The sequence below is a fragment of the Paenalcaligenes hominis genome (genome assembly GCF_041359055.1).
GTDB classification, from domain to species: Bacteria; Pseudomonadota; Gammaproteobacteria; order Burkholderiales; family Burkholderiaceae_B; genus Paenalcaligenes; species Paenalcaligenes hominis_A.
In genome coordinates this window covers 589586-606247 of record NZ_JBGJKZ010000001.1, presented here as the reverse complement: position 1 = coordinate 606247, position 16662 = coordinate 589586, and the positions used below count along the sequence as shown (strand labels likewise).

The window sequence follows — 16662 nt, the reverse complement described above, 5'->3', positions numbered from 1 at the left end:
CTCTTAATGCGCAACGTCAGTGTCAGCGAACATAAGCGCCTTAAAGGCTTCTTCAATTAGTTGCACACGAGCTTGCTCCAAGGGCCTTCCTTGACGATCACGAGGGATGCTGATGTTGTGGTCACCATTCACATACAGCACGTCAATCTCATCATCTAGACTTTCAGTTAGGCGTATTTTAAGGCGTTCCACCAACACAGCATCAAGCACAGCGTTATCTTTCAGCAGCGCTTGCTCACGAGCTTCAGCATTGCCTCTAGCAGCAATTACGCTTGGCAGGTTACGCCATACCACTAGCACATATTGACCGTTACGGTTTTTGCCATACACAGTGCGGAACCACCATTGTCCTTCTTTATTTTGCGATACCTTAGCCTGCATGCGACCGTATTCGCCTTGACTAAACTCAGCATCAAAATAGATAGGCGCAGCAATATGCTCCACTTCCAGCCCAAGCAGGTAGTTAAACGTTTCCAACAAATCTACATTTACAGGAACTGTTTCATCACCACTGGCGGAACGTACATTCAACTGATATTGGGTGGGGTCTAAAAACTGGTTGATATTAAGCAGCGATTGCGAGCCACGAGTTTCTACATCGAGCATATAGTTCATCACATAGGCTTGGCGAGCATCGTCGTTGCTGGCTTGGCTGAATAAATCTTGTTTGGTGTTCAAACGCAAATTGCCCAAGGTGTCTTCGTAGCTTTCTAAGCGGATGTATTTAAAGCAATGGGAAATGCCAGTATCGCGAGAGACTGGCTTACCGTTTTTCCATTCGGAAGAGTAGGCAACTTTAGCAAGGCGGGGTTTTAGGACAGTGTCAAAATAACTTCCCATTTCTACAAGGATATATTTACGCTTGCCATTATCCTCTCTGTTTAAGTTAATAACGGCATGACCTGTGGTACCTGAGCCAGCAAAATAATCGAAAACGAGATCAGTTTTTGAAAGTACAAGCTTACCCAAAAAAACTAGAAGTTTTGAAGGTTTTGGAAATGGAAAGGGTAGAAAAGACAAAATATCCTCTAATTCAGATGAGCCGTCTTTTGTATTAGCAATATTACTAATTACAGTCGCCGGGTGCTCTGTACCTCGTTCTTTTTCATACCAAAGAATTCCTTTTTGATTAAAGTAAAATCGAATAACTTTTTGTCCTTTTGTATCAAAAGTTTCCTTACCCTCAAGCCAAGACTCCAGTTGATTCCGCATTGCCCATCCTGCTTCAACAACTACATCTTTTGCTAATTTCCCATTAACAAAAATCATCTCACCGTGAATAATCTGTTTCTCTGACCCTCCGATCTCACCAGTAAATATCGCATTATCCCCTTCATACTGAATACCCGCAGGAAATAAGACCTTGCTTGCTGGGTTAGCTCTAGAGATTTTTTTTAATGCGCCATGCCTAATGTTTCCAGTCATTGTTGAATGAAAATGGGGAAATTTCCTCTTGTTTTTTGCATAAACCTGAATATACTCATGTGAACGAGTAAAGTGTCCGGCTTGAGTACCCGTGCCTAAATTCCATATGGTTTCATAAATATAATTTTCTTTGCCAAAATGAGACTCGAGCAACTCTGTCTGACGATAATTTTCGTTATCATCTATAGATGCTATTAATACTCCATCTTCACGGAGAAACTTGTTTCCTTGGCCTATACGATCATTCATTAGGCTTAACCAAGATGAACGAGCATAGCCATCTTTATAAATAAATTTACCCTGACTACGATCGCTTTCAGTGTTATATGGCGGATCTATATAAATGTACTTCACCTGCTCTTTATATCGCTCCCTCAACAAATTAAGCGCCTGATAATTCTCCGAGTGCACCAATAAGCCATCACACTGCTCATCAAAGTCCTCAATACTGGCAATCAATGCGGCCTTAAACGACTCATCAAAAAATCGGGTATCCAATACCAAGTTTTGATTAGATTTTAGAAAATCTTCCGTTAGGGGGTTACTGTAGGCGGGCGTAGTTAAATCCCCTTCAATTTCATCGATGGAAAATAACTTCACCCATTCATCATGCTGGACTGGGTTGGCACAAATAGCTGGATAGAGTTCCTGTGGCACACGGTCGAGGGTGATGCAGTAGTTTGTTTCGGTCACAAACTTTTTCTTTAACCACAGTTTCTTTTGAAAGTTCTCTAATTGAGCTAAAAAGGCAATAATTTTGCCGCCAAGCTCGCGTATCACATCTAGCTTGCTGAGCATAGGTACTAGACGTGCGGGGTTGTTTTTTAAGGCAGCAATATCCTCCCACTGCATCAGCTCGTTTTTAATATAAAAATCCAACTCACGATTTAAAAAACCACCTAAGTCTTTATGAATAAAGTAATCAAAGGTGTTCTTCTTGGTGTAGTTGTTAAGCTGGCCTTTTAGGGTACTGTAATTAGTGGCTTCGCCATCGGCTTTAATATAAGGCTTCTGTAATGCGGCTTTCCATGGGTCCGGCAGTTCGCTGCTTTCCCCTAGCAAACGTACTTCTGCAATATCTAATAAATGTGCTTGTGTAGGTATATTTTTCTGAGCGGCTGCAGTGGCTTTTGCTTTTATGCTGCTTTCCCAGTCATCCATCGTGGCTGGACGAAACTCAAAACGACAAACCAGCTCCTCAAAGCGATTACCTTGGGCATCGGGTTCACCTTGGATAAACTCAAAGGGCTGCTCGGCATCTAGCACAAACTGGCGCTTGCTATCATCCGTTTCCTTATTGTTATCTTTAGCGCCTTCACTAGCATCCACTACCTTAAAATGCACCCGTAGACGATCTTCACCTTCTGTAGCCCGAGGGTTTAATAGCAAGGTGTAATCCCGCAGGGTTTCACTGCTTTTAACGTAATACTGATCCTTATTAGCCCAATGCAGCACTACCTCTTCGCCTTGGTAAGGAATAGCATACGTTCCGTCTTTGTACACACGACGTGAGATAAAATCCCCTTCGTCATAATAACGACTAAAGAAAGTGACTAAGGCGTCGTACACCTCACCCTCTTCACGAGCAGTCTCAAAACCCGCGTTATATTGTGCCTCTAACTCTTTAACTTTTGGCGATTCATCAGGATCAAAGCCCGCAGCTACAGCCGCTTGGCGAGCCTCTTGAATAGCTTTCTCAAGCTGACTTTTATCTTGCCCTACAAAATCCTTAAAGGCGTCCTGAGCAAGCTTAGGTAGGTCTTCATCAATAAAACGATTAATGTCGTCTTTTTTAGCGTGCATGATGCGATATAGACCAAAATCCAGCTCAGGCTCGTCCAACTGGAACATATTACGCAACAACGCCGCGAACTTAGCGCGGCGTTGTTTGGCCTTTTCTTGTTGTATGCTGCTCATGCTTCCCTCTAGAGTTAAACCTGCGTCTATACAATGACTAGAGCCAGTGCACTGTATAGAATACTTTAAAAACACATAAATCAACTATTGTACAAGCCCCTTCGCTTTCTGTCCCTCTTAAAAGAGTATCCACACTAATTTCCAACGCAATCTAGCACAGTGCCGCTAAGATGCAATTAATTAGCCAACTCTCTCCTTACGACGCCAAAAGGTGAGCTTGAGCCTAAAATAGTTGACCTACTTACTAACGCTAACTCAATAGAGCTCAGAGGCGTTTGATGCCCCTAACTAGCTTGCACCCTACGCCTGAGCTCATGAAATAGAGTTATAAGGCGTTTTTATCTGAAACACCTAAGGGATATTTCTCTAGTACTAACTCAACTAACCTGTCTGTACGGATCTTGATTTTATCAATAGTCCAATCTTTTTCTTTTATGAGAGATTCGTTTAAGTACAGCCCATTGTTATATCCCACTTTACGGCCTTGACTGTCTACCCTATTTTGCTTGTCTTCAAAACTTTTGTTACCTAGAGAGCTGTTATAGCCTGAAATAGTAAGATTACCTAAACGATGTACATAATCCTGACGGTACTCTTCGGCTTTATCCTTATCCCCTTCAGCAATCATGTTTACCCAGCTCTGAGGAATATTTTCACCTTGTGGGAAAATATGCTCTATAGTCCATATGTACTGGTTTCCTTTGCGCTCCCACAAGTCCACACGGTTTTCACGTGTCATGTTACTTTCTTCTAAAGCACACAAAACAAAGCGACATACTGCAGTGTTATCTTCATAAATCGCGCCTTGCAAGCTCTCTTTAAACTGCTCATCACTAGCACTTTCTAACCGAAGCGATTGTTGAATATGCTGACTAATAGCCTCACCACGCAAAGTCAAAACTTTCTCAGCCATACTCATAAAAATACGTGTTAAGTCACGAGTTGGTGGCAAATTAGTCGTATTGCGTCGTACAAAGAAGGCAATAAGAATCTCTGTTATTTGCTCAAGATGTCTTTGAGTTAACTCAAGCTGTGTCTGACGATCAAATAGCAGCATCAAGAGTAGATAAGCGTCTGCCCCCTGAATTCGATCCAGTGACAACAGAAGCTGTGAAAGCTCCGGTTGCTCCTTAATTTCTTTAAGCCCTAGAATCGTAGCGTAATGCTCTGAAATCCTAATCATATTGCTTAAGAAAGACTCCGCATCATGAGTGATTAGCTTTTCATAAATATGAATCAGAGTGGATTTAGTAGCAACAGGCACAGAAACTATACTTTTTAGCTCAGATCTAAAGGCATTATAATACTGACGAAAAAAGCGTTCTTGTATAGCATAGTCATCCCCTAGCGCTTCCATCACTTTTTTCCAACGATTGTAATGCTTATCGATACTTCCTTTATCCTTTTTCTCAAGAGTCGCTAGTAGCTTATTTTTAATTAAGTCAATGGCAGTCAAAGGTACACCCCGATTATTCAACGACTCAAACAAAGTGTAAGCATCAGAGTGCCCTGCAACCTCAATTTTTACCAGTGTTGCTGTATTAACTTTTTCTAATAATTCTTGCAACTTTTGAGCAGGATCAGGTTGATCGGAAACATACTGTTCTATACGTCCGACAAAATGCCAAAATGCACGCATAATGCGGCGATTCCCAGCATATGCTACAGCTTCTGCTTCTTGCAGTACACCTACATCCTTTAGCACAGAAAAATAATCCTGTTGATTATTATTTTGCACCTGTGGTACTAAACGAGGCTGATCAGGCTGCTTTTTTAAAATTAGTTTATTCTTAAGATTATATAATTCATTTTGTTGCTCCATAGTCAGGTCGGGAAGATGACTGAAATGGTAGTAGATGGCAGTTAACAAAAGTGAAATTGTAGTTATTCGTTGTTGACCATCTACTAACTCCAAATTCTGGATAGCTAAAGCGTCTTGAGCTTGGTTAATACAAATGATTGAGCCTAAAAAATAATGAGAGTTATTTTCAAGCAAATCATCAAATAGAGCATCCCATTGTGGACGACCCCAAGTATATTCGCGTTGATACCGAGGAATGGTATAAATAACTCCACTTTCAATATCAAACAAAGTCGAAATTGGGTAGTTGTAAACAGACTTAATCATAGGAAATATATTTTAAAAATATTCGGAATTGATGTTACGAATACTAACACACTGATATTTTTAAAAATGATTTCCAAGTCAGTGAAGAATAGCGTTTTATATAGACTATTTGAAAATTTGAAATATATACCTTTGTGGCATGCCTAATTTCCTCTAAGTAATACCAAAAGATAAAACAATATTCCAAACGAGTTATGGGTGTAGTCTAAAAACAGCCTAAACAGTTATCTCTAAACCTATGCAAGCCATGCTGAGGCAGCATCCTATGCCGTGCTCATTGATGCTAACGCTTTACATGCACCATTTCATGCTTATTCACACACCTTGTGCACTCAATGGTGCATAAAAATAAATCTATGCACCATGCCCATGCACCATTTTATAAAAAGTGCAATAAAGAGCTATTTTTCATGCCAAACATAAGTGGTTTTGGCTGCGCTGCCTTGCTTTACTATCTGATCAGGGTTTTCTGCTTGCAGCTCTTTAATAAGACGAAGTACATGGTTACGCGAAAACTTCGTTACCTGCCGTATTTCCCGATTGCTTATGCCGGCCTCACCGCGCTTGGCTCTTTCCATAAGCATACTTAGCACACGTGTTTTAGCAGCTTCCCAAGTTATGCGGCGTCGAGTCTCACTATTACCATCGTCCACTAATTTACGATGCAAATTTGGATGAATACTCCAATAGGTTCCTCTTCCATGCCCACCTTGCTCTAAATATCCATCTTTCGCCATTGTAGCTAGCTTTAGCTTGATTTCGCCTTCGCTTCTTTGACATAAGACTGCTGCAGTTGATGTATCAACCTCATTGTGCTGTAACAAATGCTGCAAAAGGATTAGCTCATCGACAGCCAGCATTTTACCTTTTTCATTTTCTTCTGCGACAAACATCCTAAAAGTAGGGTTAAGCTCTCGTTTAAGGAAAACGACCTGAACAGAATCACCCACTTCGCTAATAATAGGAGCCTCTTTACCCTCCACTAGCAGAGATGAAAACATGCGGCTGATGCCTAGATTGCTTCGGTTAACAAGCCTTAAACGTGTTAGGGCCTCAACTAACAATGGATTTCTAGCCGCAGGTTGGTGGTGCAGAATGTTGCTAGGGGTAATGCCGGCAATAAATCCACCGTTATTACTAAACTCAAGCCTATCAGCATAGAGTTTCACTATAATCGGACCACTAATGCGATAGTCTGCATGACAAAAAGCATTCATCAAGGCCTCGCGCACAGCTATATGCGGCCATGTGTGATACTCAAAGTGAAACATGCCCTGCTTGTACGTCGTAATTTGATTAAAAGGCGTAATTAACTCTTCTATGCGCTGAATGGCTATAGGTAGTGCGCTAATACGATCCTCCCGCACTCCATACTCCGTATCACCTCGCATCTGCAAAAAAGTCCAATTGTACCCCGGCAGATAGTCTCTAATGGCTTGCTCGTTACCTGCCAATAACAAAGCAGCACGTGTAAACTGGTTATTTTTAATAAGATGAAGACTATCCAACAAAGTAATATCGTCAGCATGCAAAAGATCTTCTGCTGCTTTTTCTTTTCTTGCTTGAGTGCGCAGAGTCTCTAAGGCGCTAGGTGAGAGTAAACTTGTATGCACAGGCGCTACAGGCTCAGCACTGTAGTCTGTCTCCCCTGTTTCTACTGCTATTTTTCGGCGCATACCTCCGGTAAGAGGAACACAATCTTTAGCAACCCGAATAGTGCCTCGTCCTGCCGTATCTGTGTGTGGCGGCATCCCTGGATTTATTTGCATAATAAGTAGGCGACCTGTACCTTCGGGTACGCGCAGCTCTTCAAACAAGGGGATGATTCTGGGATCTGTTTGGTCGTAAACGGCTTTCTTAAGTATGTTGGAGTCTATTTCTAGAGGCACGCCTACAATAGCATTAGCGCGCCCTACGACCCTGTCTGCAACACCGAACACAACCGTACCTCCACCACCATTAGCCATGCAAACTGCCATCTGAACCGCTGTTTTTACGGACTTGTCACGACTAGACTTATCCCATAATTTAAAGTCGAGATCTTGATCTTCAAGCTCATCAGCTATAGTGGTATCCAATAAGGATAGTAACTCGTGGATTTGTTCTGCTGTTCGCATAAAAACTCTTTTGTTAAATTAGCCGCCAACGAATTCTAAATAAATGCTGAGTGCTGCTTTGCTGGTGCATTTTGGCATCAAGGGCTTTGATCATTGCATCGCGCTTACCATCAATTTCATCTTGCACATCAAACACTTGCTCTCGTTTACGGCGCTGCAAACGATTAAGTTTCTTTAGGACTTCCTCTGCAGCCTTTTGCTCCTCTAAGCTTTCAGCTAAGCGTGACTCTTTTCGCGCTTGTTTTATTTGTATACGCACATCCTCTAGCTCTTGCTCAGCGGCTACCATCATATCTTCCGCCCAAACATCTAGCTTAGCGCGTTCGCGTTGAAAGTACTCATTGTTTTCATCTAATGCTTTATTAAGAGCGGTTTGAATTTGACGTTTTACTGTGTCAGATAACTTGTCTTCGAGTGCAGCATCAATGGTCGGTAACTCGCTGGCAACATGACCGTTTAATCGAAAAAGCAGCTCAATAAATTCCCTATCTATTACTTCACCTTCATCACTTAATGCAGTCAGTATTAGATACTCTTCATTGGCAAAGCTTTGCAAGGATAACTGACTTAGCTCTAACCAACCTTGAGTATGCGCTGCTTTAACGAGAGCACTAATTTTAGTGCTGTGCCCACTCAAATCAAAATTAATTTGTGCTACAGGTGTAATAAGGTGGCGCGCCTTATCGAGCACATACTCACCCAAAGGGTGACTAAGGCGATATAAGTGTTGGTGATCTGCTTTTTCTTTACCTTTCTGGATAAGCGCATACTCACCTATAGGTACTTTGCTCAACGGTGAACGGTGCAAAGTAAAGCTAAGATTATGGTTATCAAAAGTAGCGTAATCTCGTAACTGATGTTGCGTAAGTTGCCAAAATATCCGCTGCATCCGATCAAGCTGCTGCTCAGCTTTTTCGTGCTGTACTTTTAATAACTCGTGAATTTGCTCATCAAAGTGCTCTAACAGCTTTTCACGGGTTTGATCCATACGCTGGCTAATACTTGCCTCCAGCTCTTTTTGTAATGCATCAAAAGCTTCTTGTATTTCTTTTTCAGATCGACAGCTTTGGTAAATGGTGGCTATACGCTTTTCAAAGTCTACGCCAGACTCAATGCGGCCTAATACTTCATCGGAAGCGCCAAAAAGACCACTAAACAAATGAAATTTATCGCCAAGTAACTCTAAGACACGTTGGTCCGCCTCATTCTTTTTGTTTAAAAAGTTAATCACTACCACGTCGTGTTTTTGTCCATAACGGTGGCAACGTCCGATACGCTGCTCTACACGTTGTGGATTCCAAGGCAAATCATAATTAATGAGTAAACTACAAAACTGTAGATTTACCCCTTCAGCCGCAGCTTCCGTAGCAATGAGAATTTCAGCATCGGTTCTAAAGTAGTCAATAATAGCGCTGCGTTTATCTATCCCGGGGCTACCTGTTACTTTAGTAGTACCCTGATGCTCAATCAGCCAGCGCTGGTAAACAGCATTGACACCTTCAGTGGCATTACTACCGCTAAAGGTAATAGTTTTGCCTAAATAACCGTGGCTTTCTAAAAACCGCAGTAAATAATCTTGCGTACGCCGGCTTTCAGTAAAAATTACGGCTTTACGTTCAGCTCCTACTCTTGCCATACTTTCAAAGCCCTGATCTAGAGCCACGAGTAGAGCTTCTGCTTTAGCATCTACCTTAATACGTTTAGCCAGCTCAATGTATTGCTCTAATTCAATGATTTCAGAATTAAGTTTCTCAAGATCAATGACCACCTCTTCTGCTTTATACTCAGTCTCATCGTCAGCAGCATCTACTAGCCACTCATCTTCTAAGTCATCGTTAACAATAAGCTCTTCCAACCAGCTAACATCATCCTGCTCTGCTTTTTCTAATTTTCTTAAACGAGCAATGATGCCTTCTAAAGTACGAACAATAGCTGGGGTAGATGATGCTAAAAGCTTGCGTGCTACTAAAGTAATAAGATGGCGCTGCTGGTATGGAATGCCATAAGTGTCTATGCGCTGTATATAAGCTGAAATAAGGTGGTACAGCCGCAACTCATCCTCAGAAGGAGTAAAAGGTATAGTCACTGCACGGCGCTCAGTATAACGAATGTACTCATTTACGTGGCGACGCAAAGTGCGCTTAGTAAATTCCTGCACGCGATTTTTTAAAGCAACTAAATCGCCACCATCGTTCATATACTGCCTGCGGAAGCTATTAACATCACCAAACAACTTCTCATCAATAATGGTAGAAAGCCCATATAACTCTAATAGTGAGTTTTGCAAGGGTGTGGCAGTCAACAACAATTTCTTTTGACTACCAAAGGCGATTTTGATCGCTTGTCCTGTGCGGTGACTTTCACGGTGGGCATTGCGTAAACGGTGCGCCTCATCAATTACTACTAAATCCCAAGGAATAAGCCTAATTTTTTCCGCCATTCTAGCGGCGAAGTTATAAGAAATAATGGAAATAGCAGCTTGATCAAAGGGCTCAACAACACCAGCTTTGCGCTGAGCACTCCATGTTCTGGCATCTAGCACTTGGCAAGGGAGATTAAATTTTTCTTCTAATTCGCTAGCCCACTGCCTCCTTAGAACGGCAGGACAGACTACAATAATTCGTCGCTGTCGCTCAGCCCAGTATTGAGCCATAACCAACCCTGCTTCGATAGTTTTCCCCAGTCCCACTTCGTCAGCAAGAATAACGCCTTTATTCAATGGGTTTTGTAACGCAAACAAAGCAGCATCAATTTGATGGGGATTCAAATCTACTGAAGCGTCAAATAAGGATTGGCTAATACGGTCTATACCACCGCCACGGCGACGATGTGTTAACTCATAGGCAAAATACTTTGCGTGATATGAAGTAATAGGCATTCAAGCAAGTCCTAGAGGGCTGTTACATTTAGATTAACCCATTATAGGCCACACAAAAACATACATCTCAAGAGGCTTACCGAGAATCACGGTATTGACCTAAATGACTGACCGTACACTCTTCGACCGCTAACACAATGACCTTGTAGTCCACCAATAGACTACGTTGTACAGCCTCAGAGAAGTTAATTACAAACAACTCTTTACCGTAGTGTTCTTTGCTATCCATGGAGTACACCGCTGCGTTGCTTTCTGCGTCAGTGATCTTAGCATCTGCACTATAGATACGAGGCGTTGCTGTCATGTCCAGTCAATTTGACTGTTCTCTAAGTCGTAGAGGTCGATCTTACTGACTGGTGGCTATTGATCTCGTAAGGCATCCTCAGCATGCTCACTCCAATTATTAGTAGTGCTGATGATAATGCGATGCGTAAAAGGACGTTGCTCTGATGCCGTAAAGAAACTATCAATATCACGACGCTGAACCTTGTAGTCCTCTGCATAAAACTTACACTGAATGGCATGGTATTCATTCGTGCCACATGTCTTTGCCACAAGGTCAATCCCTGTATCACGTTTATCCAGCTGCTGTTGTGCTGCCCAATCCGAGTACGTCCACACATCACTATACAAATCCTTATAGGTTGCCTCGTTACGTAAATAAGCCAGTATCAGCTCTTCAAAATACGTACCCTTTTCCCGTTCAGTAACAGCTGCCTGACGGAAGGAATCAAGGATGGTTTGCAATGGTGACATGTGGGTATCCGGAACAGTTCAGAGTTTATTGATGGATAGGATGTAACGGATTATAGCAAGTAGCCCAAGCCACTCTAGGACGGCCTAAACGGCTGTCTCTAGGCTTATATACGCCCTGTCTATATGAACGGTAGGCCTTGCCTGCTGCATCGAGTCTAACAGGCTCTCCTGCTTCCTCTTTTACCAAGTACTTTAGGGCTTCTTTCAGATTAGCTATGCGTTGTAAGTCATCATGCACAATCATACCTACAGCAAAAACCGGATAGTCATCTTTATTCATATTGGCACTGTGATACCCTCCTAAACCATCCGTAATCACGTTAACCCAATACTTTCCTAAAAGCTTGGCTAAGGTGTAGTCATGCTTAACCTTTTGCCCATCAAAGAAAAAAACAACGTGATAATGCCAACGTCTATCAGACCCATACTCTATTCTGGCTGTATAGGTGATGTAGTGTTCAAACAGACGATTAAAACGCATGTTATTACGTAACCGATCAAAGGCTGCGTTCATGTACTCGTAGGTGTTAACATCTGCATAATCCTTTCCAAGGTACAGGTCTAAACGCACTACTAGGAGCTTAGAGTAGTCATTAAAGAGCTGATCAATTAAATGGTGAAGCCTACGTTGATTACGTTTGTTAGGAGTTACTTGAAGATGAAAAGTTGCTTGAGTCATCGCTATACCTCTATGGTGATTCATTGATAGGTATAGGCCTTAGATGAAACAGTAAGAAAGTAAGGGGGGTGTTGAGAACACCCCCTACTACTATGATTACCCTTACTTCTTAATATACTTAATTATTAATAGTTTAGTTATAAATACTTTACTTATTAATAACATCTAAAACCTAAAGTGATGAACCTAAGCCCAGTTAAGAGGCAATCAAAAATACCCCATCAGGTAAAAGGAAAAGTCAAAGATGATTGGCGTTTTAAACTACACACTTAGGTTCATATACATAGAGGCATAGATAGTAAAAAATTACTTACTCAACTGTTGTAGGAACTCTTGTCCTTGTAGAGTCAATTCATACTTCTGTTGTCGGCTGGTAGGCTTGTCAGGAATCGTCATTTGAATCCACTGTTTTTCTAATAAGGCTTTTACCTGCTTATTCAACTCACCTGAGATCGATTTATGTCCCAACAAAGCGGCTAGCTCTGATTTACTTAATGATTGATCTCTAACGAACAACAAAACCTTAGCCGCAATGCTTGACTCTAGCCGAGACTCTAGCTGTGACTCTAGCCGTTGATCCAGATCTTGAGTCTCCTCTTGCTCTTCACTTACTGCTTGCTGTCTTAGTGTTTGACTAATCACGTCCAACATAAACTCCACAAACGGCGCGCTGTTGGTCTGGGCTGTACTGTGAGCAATTGCTTGGTAATACTCTGGCTGGTTAGCATAGACTAAGGATTCGATCGGCAAATTAGCAAACAGGGGATTCCACTTCGCTAAAATCAAACTTTGCCATAAGCGGCCCATCCGCCCATTGCCATCAGCAAATGGGTGGATGAACTCAAACTCATAATGAAAAATAGCACTTGCGACTAAAGGATGGTGCTCAGTGCGCTGCAGCCAATTAAACAAGTCTTTCATTAAGCGGGGTACTTGATTAGCAGGCGGTGCCATATGAATCACTTCCTTACCACTCATTACGCCGACGCCACCACTCCTATACACCCCACTCTCATTCATAAGGCCCACCATTAAGACTTCATGCGCTGCTAATAAGTCTGATTCTTTCTCTGGCTGGTAAAAATGAAAGTTATCATAAACGGCTAAGGCATTTTTAACCTCTTGCACCTCTCTGGGTGGGGCAATAACAGGTTTTCCTTCTAACACAGCCGTAATCTGATCTACGCTTAAGCTATTACCTTCTATCGCTAATGAGCCATGAATCGTGCGAATTTGGTTAGCTCGGCGTAAACGCAGAGAATAAGCTCTACGCTCACGCTCTGCATACCGCCCTAACAACTCACTGATCTGAGCGACCAAGTTCAATATTTTTGGACTAATTTGTATTGGCGGCTCGTAACGACTCATCTTGATTTACCTGTAAAAGTGATTTGCTAAATATAGCCTTACAGCAATAGTAAAAACTTACATCCTAATACGGTCATGGTACAAATAACCCACCTGCCCCGTTGGCGTACACACCTGCCACCAGTTGCCTTTTTGCTCAAAGGTATAAAACGGCTCGTTATCAAACAGCTTTTCAATAACGTCGCTTTTAGCATTAGGCTGAGCCCGTACATTGCTGTAGCCGTCTTTGTCTTGAATGACAGCAGTAGCGGTAAACTTGGGGGCTTGGCAAGCAGAGGGACGTTCAGAAGCATTTAGAAAGTTAGCATCAATGTCAATACGATACGGCACGAACTCTCTTATGTTTAAATAGCCATCCGCTAATAAATCCCGAGCCTGTCCGGCTACGATGGCATCGGCCTCAGTAATGACCAAGCGCACATTCTCTTCACACACTAATTCATTTTCCCAATACACGGTTTTATAGCGACTAGCGTTATCCCTTCCAAAATCATCCACCTCTAAAACTACTTGTGCAACAGGACTATTTGTTTTTGTATCGACTGCTGCTAAGGCAATACGTAAGTTTTGGATATGATCACCCCACGCACCTCCACTGTCCAAAGTAAAGGAAGCCGCACATATACCGCGACTTAACCCAACTGTATTCGAGTGCCAAATATCTAAGCCATACGCCTGCCCTGACAGAGCTACCATTGCACAGGCAGCAGATAATGTCTTTGTGATTCTACGTTTTAGCGCCATACATTTCTCCTATTAAAAACGGCCCCGTCAAAGAAGCCTCAAAGCTACGATCTACCTACGCCTTTATACCACCTCTTGACTCACGAATTCGCTGCATCATCCACTGCTCTACTTCACTTTTCAACCAAACGGATTTACGACCTAGTTTAATAGGAGGTGGAAACTCCCCGTCCTTAATTTTTTTGTAAATCCACTTGTCCGACACAATCGTAAACTCTGTAATAAACTTCATATCTACACACTGGTCATCAAGTAAGGATGGTGTCTGGGCTGGTGGCAAGTCTGTAGAAAATGGGTTAGGTGCGCTAAGTGTAGTCATGTTGTTCTCCTGTATTCAAAATGGAGAAGCTCGTGCCAATTAAAGAATCAGTACGGCTTCTACAACATGACCCAACCCCATAAAAAATTAAACTAAGCTGCTGCCTATAGAGCGCTCACCATCACCGTAACGCTTCGTTATATGCTTAGCTAAATAGCTTGCATGAATCATCAAACGATCAACCTGATCATCATTGGCTGGATTATTTCCATCTAAATAAAACCGTCCTTGTCGTGGAAAGTGAACTAGAGCACCAAAGGAAAAAACGGGCAGTTTTATTGCGCTGCACCATGCTTCGTTAATCATGGAAAAAAGATTGCCTCCTGCCTGCTCGTAGTAACCCAGAGAGTGATACACATCTTTATTAAAGAACAACAAAACGTGATAGTGCTTTTTGCCATTGATATCACCAAACTCACGTACCCATACGTACCGTACCTCACATGACAAAGCTCTTTTCCATGCGTGTTCTTTGCGTTGTAGGTCTGCATTGATTTTTGCTTTAAGGGAATTGATAAAGCGACTAATGGCCTTGGGGTCAAACTCCGCCTCTGTAGTTTCTAAAGGAAAGCGCAGATCACAACGCACGACAAAGACACGCGTGTAAGCGTCAAGTGATCGACGAATCACATTAGAAATGATGCTCTGATATTTAGGATTATGTTTAGCTTTAGTAACCATGGTTGACTCCTATGCGTGTTAGTTACATAGAAGACAACTGAGTAGTATTTTCTAACTGTTTATGTAGGCTGTTTTGGTTTTAGAGAACCTGACTGGCTGTTAAGTACTAACGCTATAAACCAGACTACCTATGGGTAGTTGATCTACCCTTCACCATCTGCTTGTGAGATGGGTTCCTATCTTTTTATTATTACTATACCAACAGTGAAATGGCTAAAAGAAGTGCATGGGGGTATGCACTTCCTCCATTCCTGACAGAGTAAGAACCTACATCAAAAATCAAAATTAACTCTATAGTTAGACATAAAAACCTCTCTTTTGCCACGAAAGGATATACCCCTAAAACCCCTAGGAAAAGGAACCAAAAAATATATTTTAGGAACTAGATTTTTGCATAAAAACGACTTTTTTTGCCCAATCATTAACATACAAATCTTCTGAAGAAAAAGCCCTAGTCCACTCATTATCTATCGTAATATCCATAGGTACTGTCAAATGAAAATTCACGATATCATTAATTTTTTTTGCTGACTTTGGTAGACTTGCTCTACCGTAAGAGTTTAAAAACTTGTCTCCTATAGGGACTTTTATTTTTACAAAATAGTCTGTCATCGTCATATAAAAAATAGCTCTTCGAACTTGATCAATCGATTTTTTATTTTTTAATTTAACCAAGCCAGTACCTATACCTCTAGAACTATCTTCTCTTTCTGTATAAACCATACCCCATCCATCGCTTACCTGTTTCCATACCTGATCGACCAAAAAAGTGTACTTTCTAATCTCATGACGTGATCTAAAAAACAACATAAAGTGATAGTAATGAGGATAAAAATTTCTAGATTTGGTGTAAGACAAGCACCACATGTACCCAACTAAGTCACCTTTATCTAAATGTAAATCTATCGTTTTTCGAAACTGCTTTATAAACTCATCACGATCTTTTTGGAGCTGGAGTGCCGGCCTATCCGGACTAGGAGACAGCCCTCCTCTGAGATAAAGTAAGTCACATCTGACCACAGTTAAACTCTGATAAAGCTTAGATAATGACTTAAAATAGCTCAGTGCCTCTTGGTATTTCTTCCTAGAAGATCGCTGAAAGTTATTTGACTGGACTACTAACGAGGGCTTTCTATCATCTTTAAGTCGCTGAGAAAAACGCTCCAAAGCTTCGACTACCTTATAAAATGAATCCCTATTCGTCTCTGATAGACCATCTAAATAGTAATTAAGTCGCATTCGCTCTCGAGACTTTAAAAAAACATTTACAAGAGGATTAAACTCAGCCCCCTCTAGCTCCCTAAAGGTCTCATCTACATTAACCATGAGCATGACCTTAAGCTTATGTGCCAGTGGGTTGCCTTGAATATCTGTATAGTCCATAAAAAAGCCTGATCTTTTTGACAGGCTAAAAATCACTTCTTGACTCCTAATTGCTAAAACAAGATTAACCACGTCAATCAGAAAATCCACTGCCACTTTTTTTAAAATGTGTGTCTTTCTGATTCTCCCCTCATCATCCAAAGTCAGCTCCGCTGTCTTTTCGATCACATCACCAATCAAATCAAGTCTAAATTTCTGTCGCTTTTTCATTAGTAACCTTGTTATAAATGGAGTTATTATGCTAAGACAGTAACACTACTACGGATG

General features: G+C 41.6%; 12 protein-coding genes. All 12 read right to left on the bottom strand.

Going from position 1 to position 16662, the window contains the following annotated elements; all coding sequences use genetic code 11:
• Positions 1–3: 3 nt before the first annotated feature.
• The 12 genes from ACBP46_RS02805 to ACBP46_RS02750 all read right to left on the bottom strand — a co-directional run bounded on the left by ACBP46_RS02805 (position 4) and on the right by ACBP46_RS02750 (position 16605).
• Entirely contained in the window at positions 4–3342 is a 3339-nt protein-coding gene (locus ACBP46_RS02805) for a site-specific DNA-methyltransferase (protein ID WP_371015212.1), read from the bottom strand.
• 325 nt (positions 3343–3667) lie between these two features.
• Complete coding sequence (locus tag ACBP46_RS02800; protein ID WP_371015211.1) at positions 3668–5470, bottom strand: DUF262 domain-containing protein; 1803 nt, start codon at positions 5468–5470, stop codon at positions 3668–3670.
• A gap of 401 nt (positions 5471–5871) precedes the next feature.
• Positions 5872–7587 (bottom strand): ATP-binding protein, encoded by a 1716-nt coding sequence (locus ACBP46_RS02795; RefSeq protein WP_371015210.1) that lies wholly within the window; start codon positions 7585–7587, stop codon positions 5872–5874.
• A gap of 13 nt (positions 7588–7600) precedes the next feature.
• Positions 7601–10465, bottom strand: coding sequence for an SNF2-related protein (locus ACBP46_RS02790; RefSeq protein WP_371015209.1), 2865 nt, complete (start codon positions 10463–10465; stop codon positions 7601–7603).
• Between the two features lie 76 nt (positions 10466–10541).
• On the bottom strand, positions 10542–10769 hold the full coding sequence (locus ACBP46_RS02785) for a hypothetical protein (protein ID WP_371015208.1): 228 nt from the start codon (positions 10767–10769) through the stop codon (positions 10542–10544).
• A 56-nt stretch (positions 10770–10825) separates the two neighbouring features.
• A complete protein-coding gene (locus ACBP46_RS02780) occupies positions 10826–11221 on the bottom strand; it encodes a restriction endonuclease (RefSeq protein WP_371015207.1) in 396 nt (131 codons plus the stop codon).
• A gap of 25 nt (positions 11222–11246) precedes the next feature.
• Positions 11247–11900, bottom strand: a complete 654-nt coding sequence (locus tag ACBP46_RS02775; RefSeq protein WP_371015206.1) for a YagK/YfjJ domain-containing protein — start codon at positions 11898–11900, stop codon at positions 11247–11249.
• Between the two features lie 306 nt (positions 11901–12206).
• The gene (locus ACBP46_RS02770) at positions 12207–13268 is read right to left on the bottom strand and encodes a Fic family protein (RefSeq protein WP_371015205.1); all 1062 of its coding nucleotides are present in this window, start codon (positions 13266–13268) and stop codon (positions 12207–12209) included.
• 57 nt (positions 13269–13325) lie between these two features.
• Complete coding sequence (locus ACBP46_RS02765; protein ID WP_371015204.1) at positions 13326–14012, bottom strand: IrmA family protein; 687 nt, start codon at positions 14010–14012, stop codon at positions 13326–13328.
• Positions 14013–14067: 55 nt separating this feature from the next.
• Positions 14068–14331 (bottom strand): helix-turn-helix transcriptional regulator, encoded by a 264-nt coding sequence (locus tag ACBP46_RS02760; protein ID WP_269902077.1) that lies wholly within the window; start codon positions 14329–14331, stop codon positions 14068–14070.
• 87 nt (positions 14332–14418) lie between these two features.
• Complete coding sequence (locus ACBP46_RS02755) at positions 14419–15012, bottom strand: inovirus Gp2 family protein (RefSeq protein WP_371015203.1); 594 nt, start codon at positions 15010–15012, stop codon at positions 14419–14421.
• Between the two features lie 375 nt (positions 15013–15387).
• Positions 15388–16605 carry a hypothetical protein gene (locus tag ACBP46_RS02750; protein ID WP_371015202.1) on the bottom strand — a complete coding sequence of 406 codons (1218 nt, stop codon included), beginning with the start codon at positions 16603–16605 and terminating at the stop codon, positions 15388–15390.
• Positions 16606–16662: the final 57 nt, after the last annotated feature.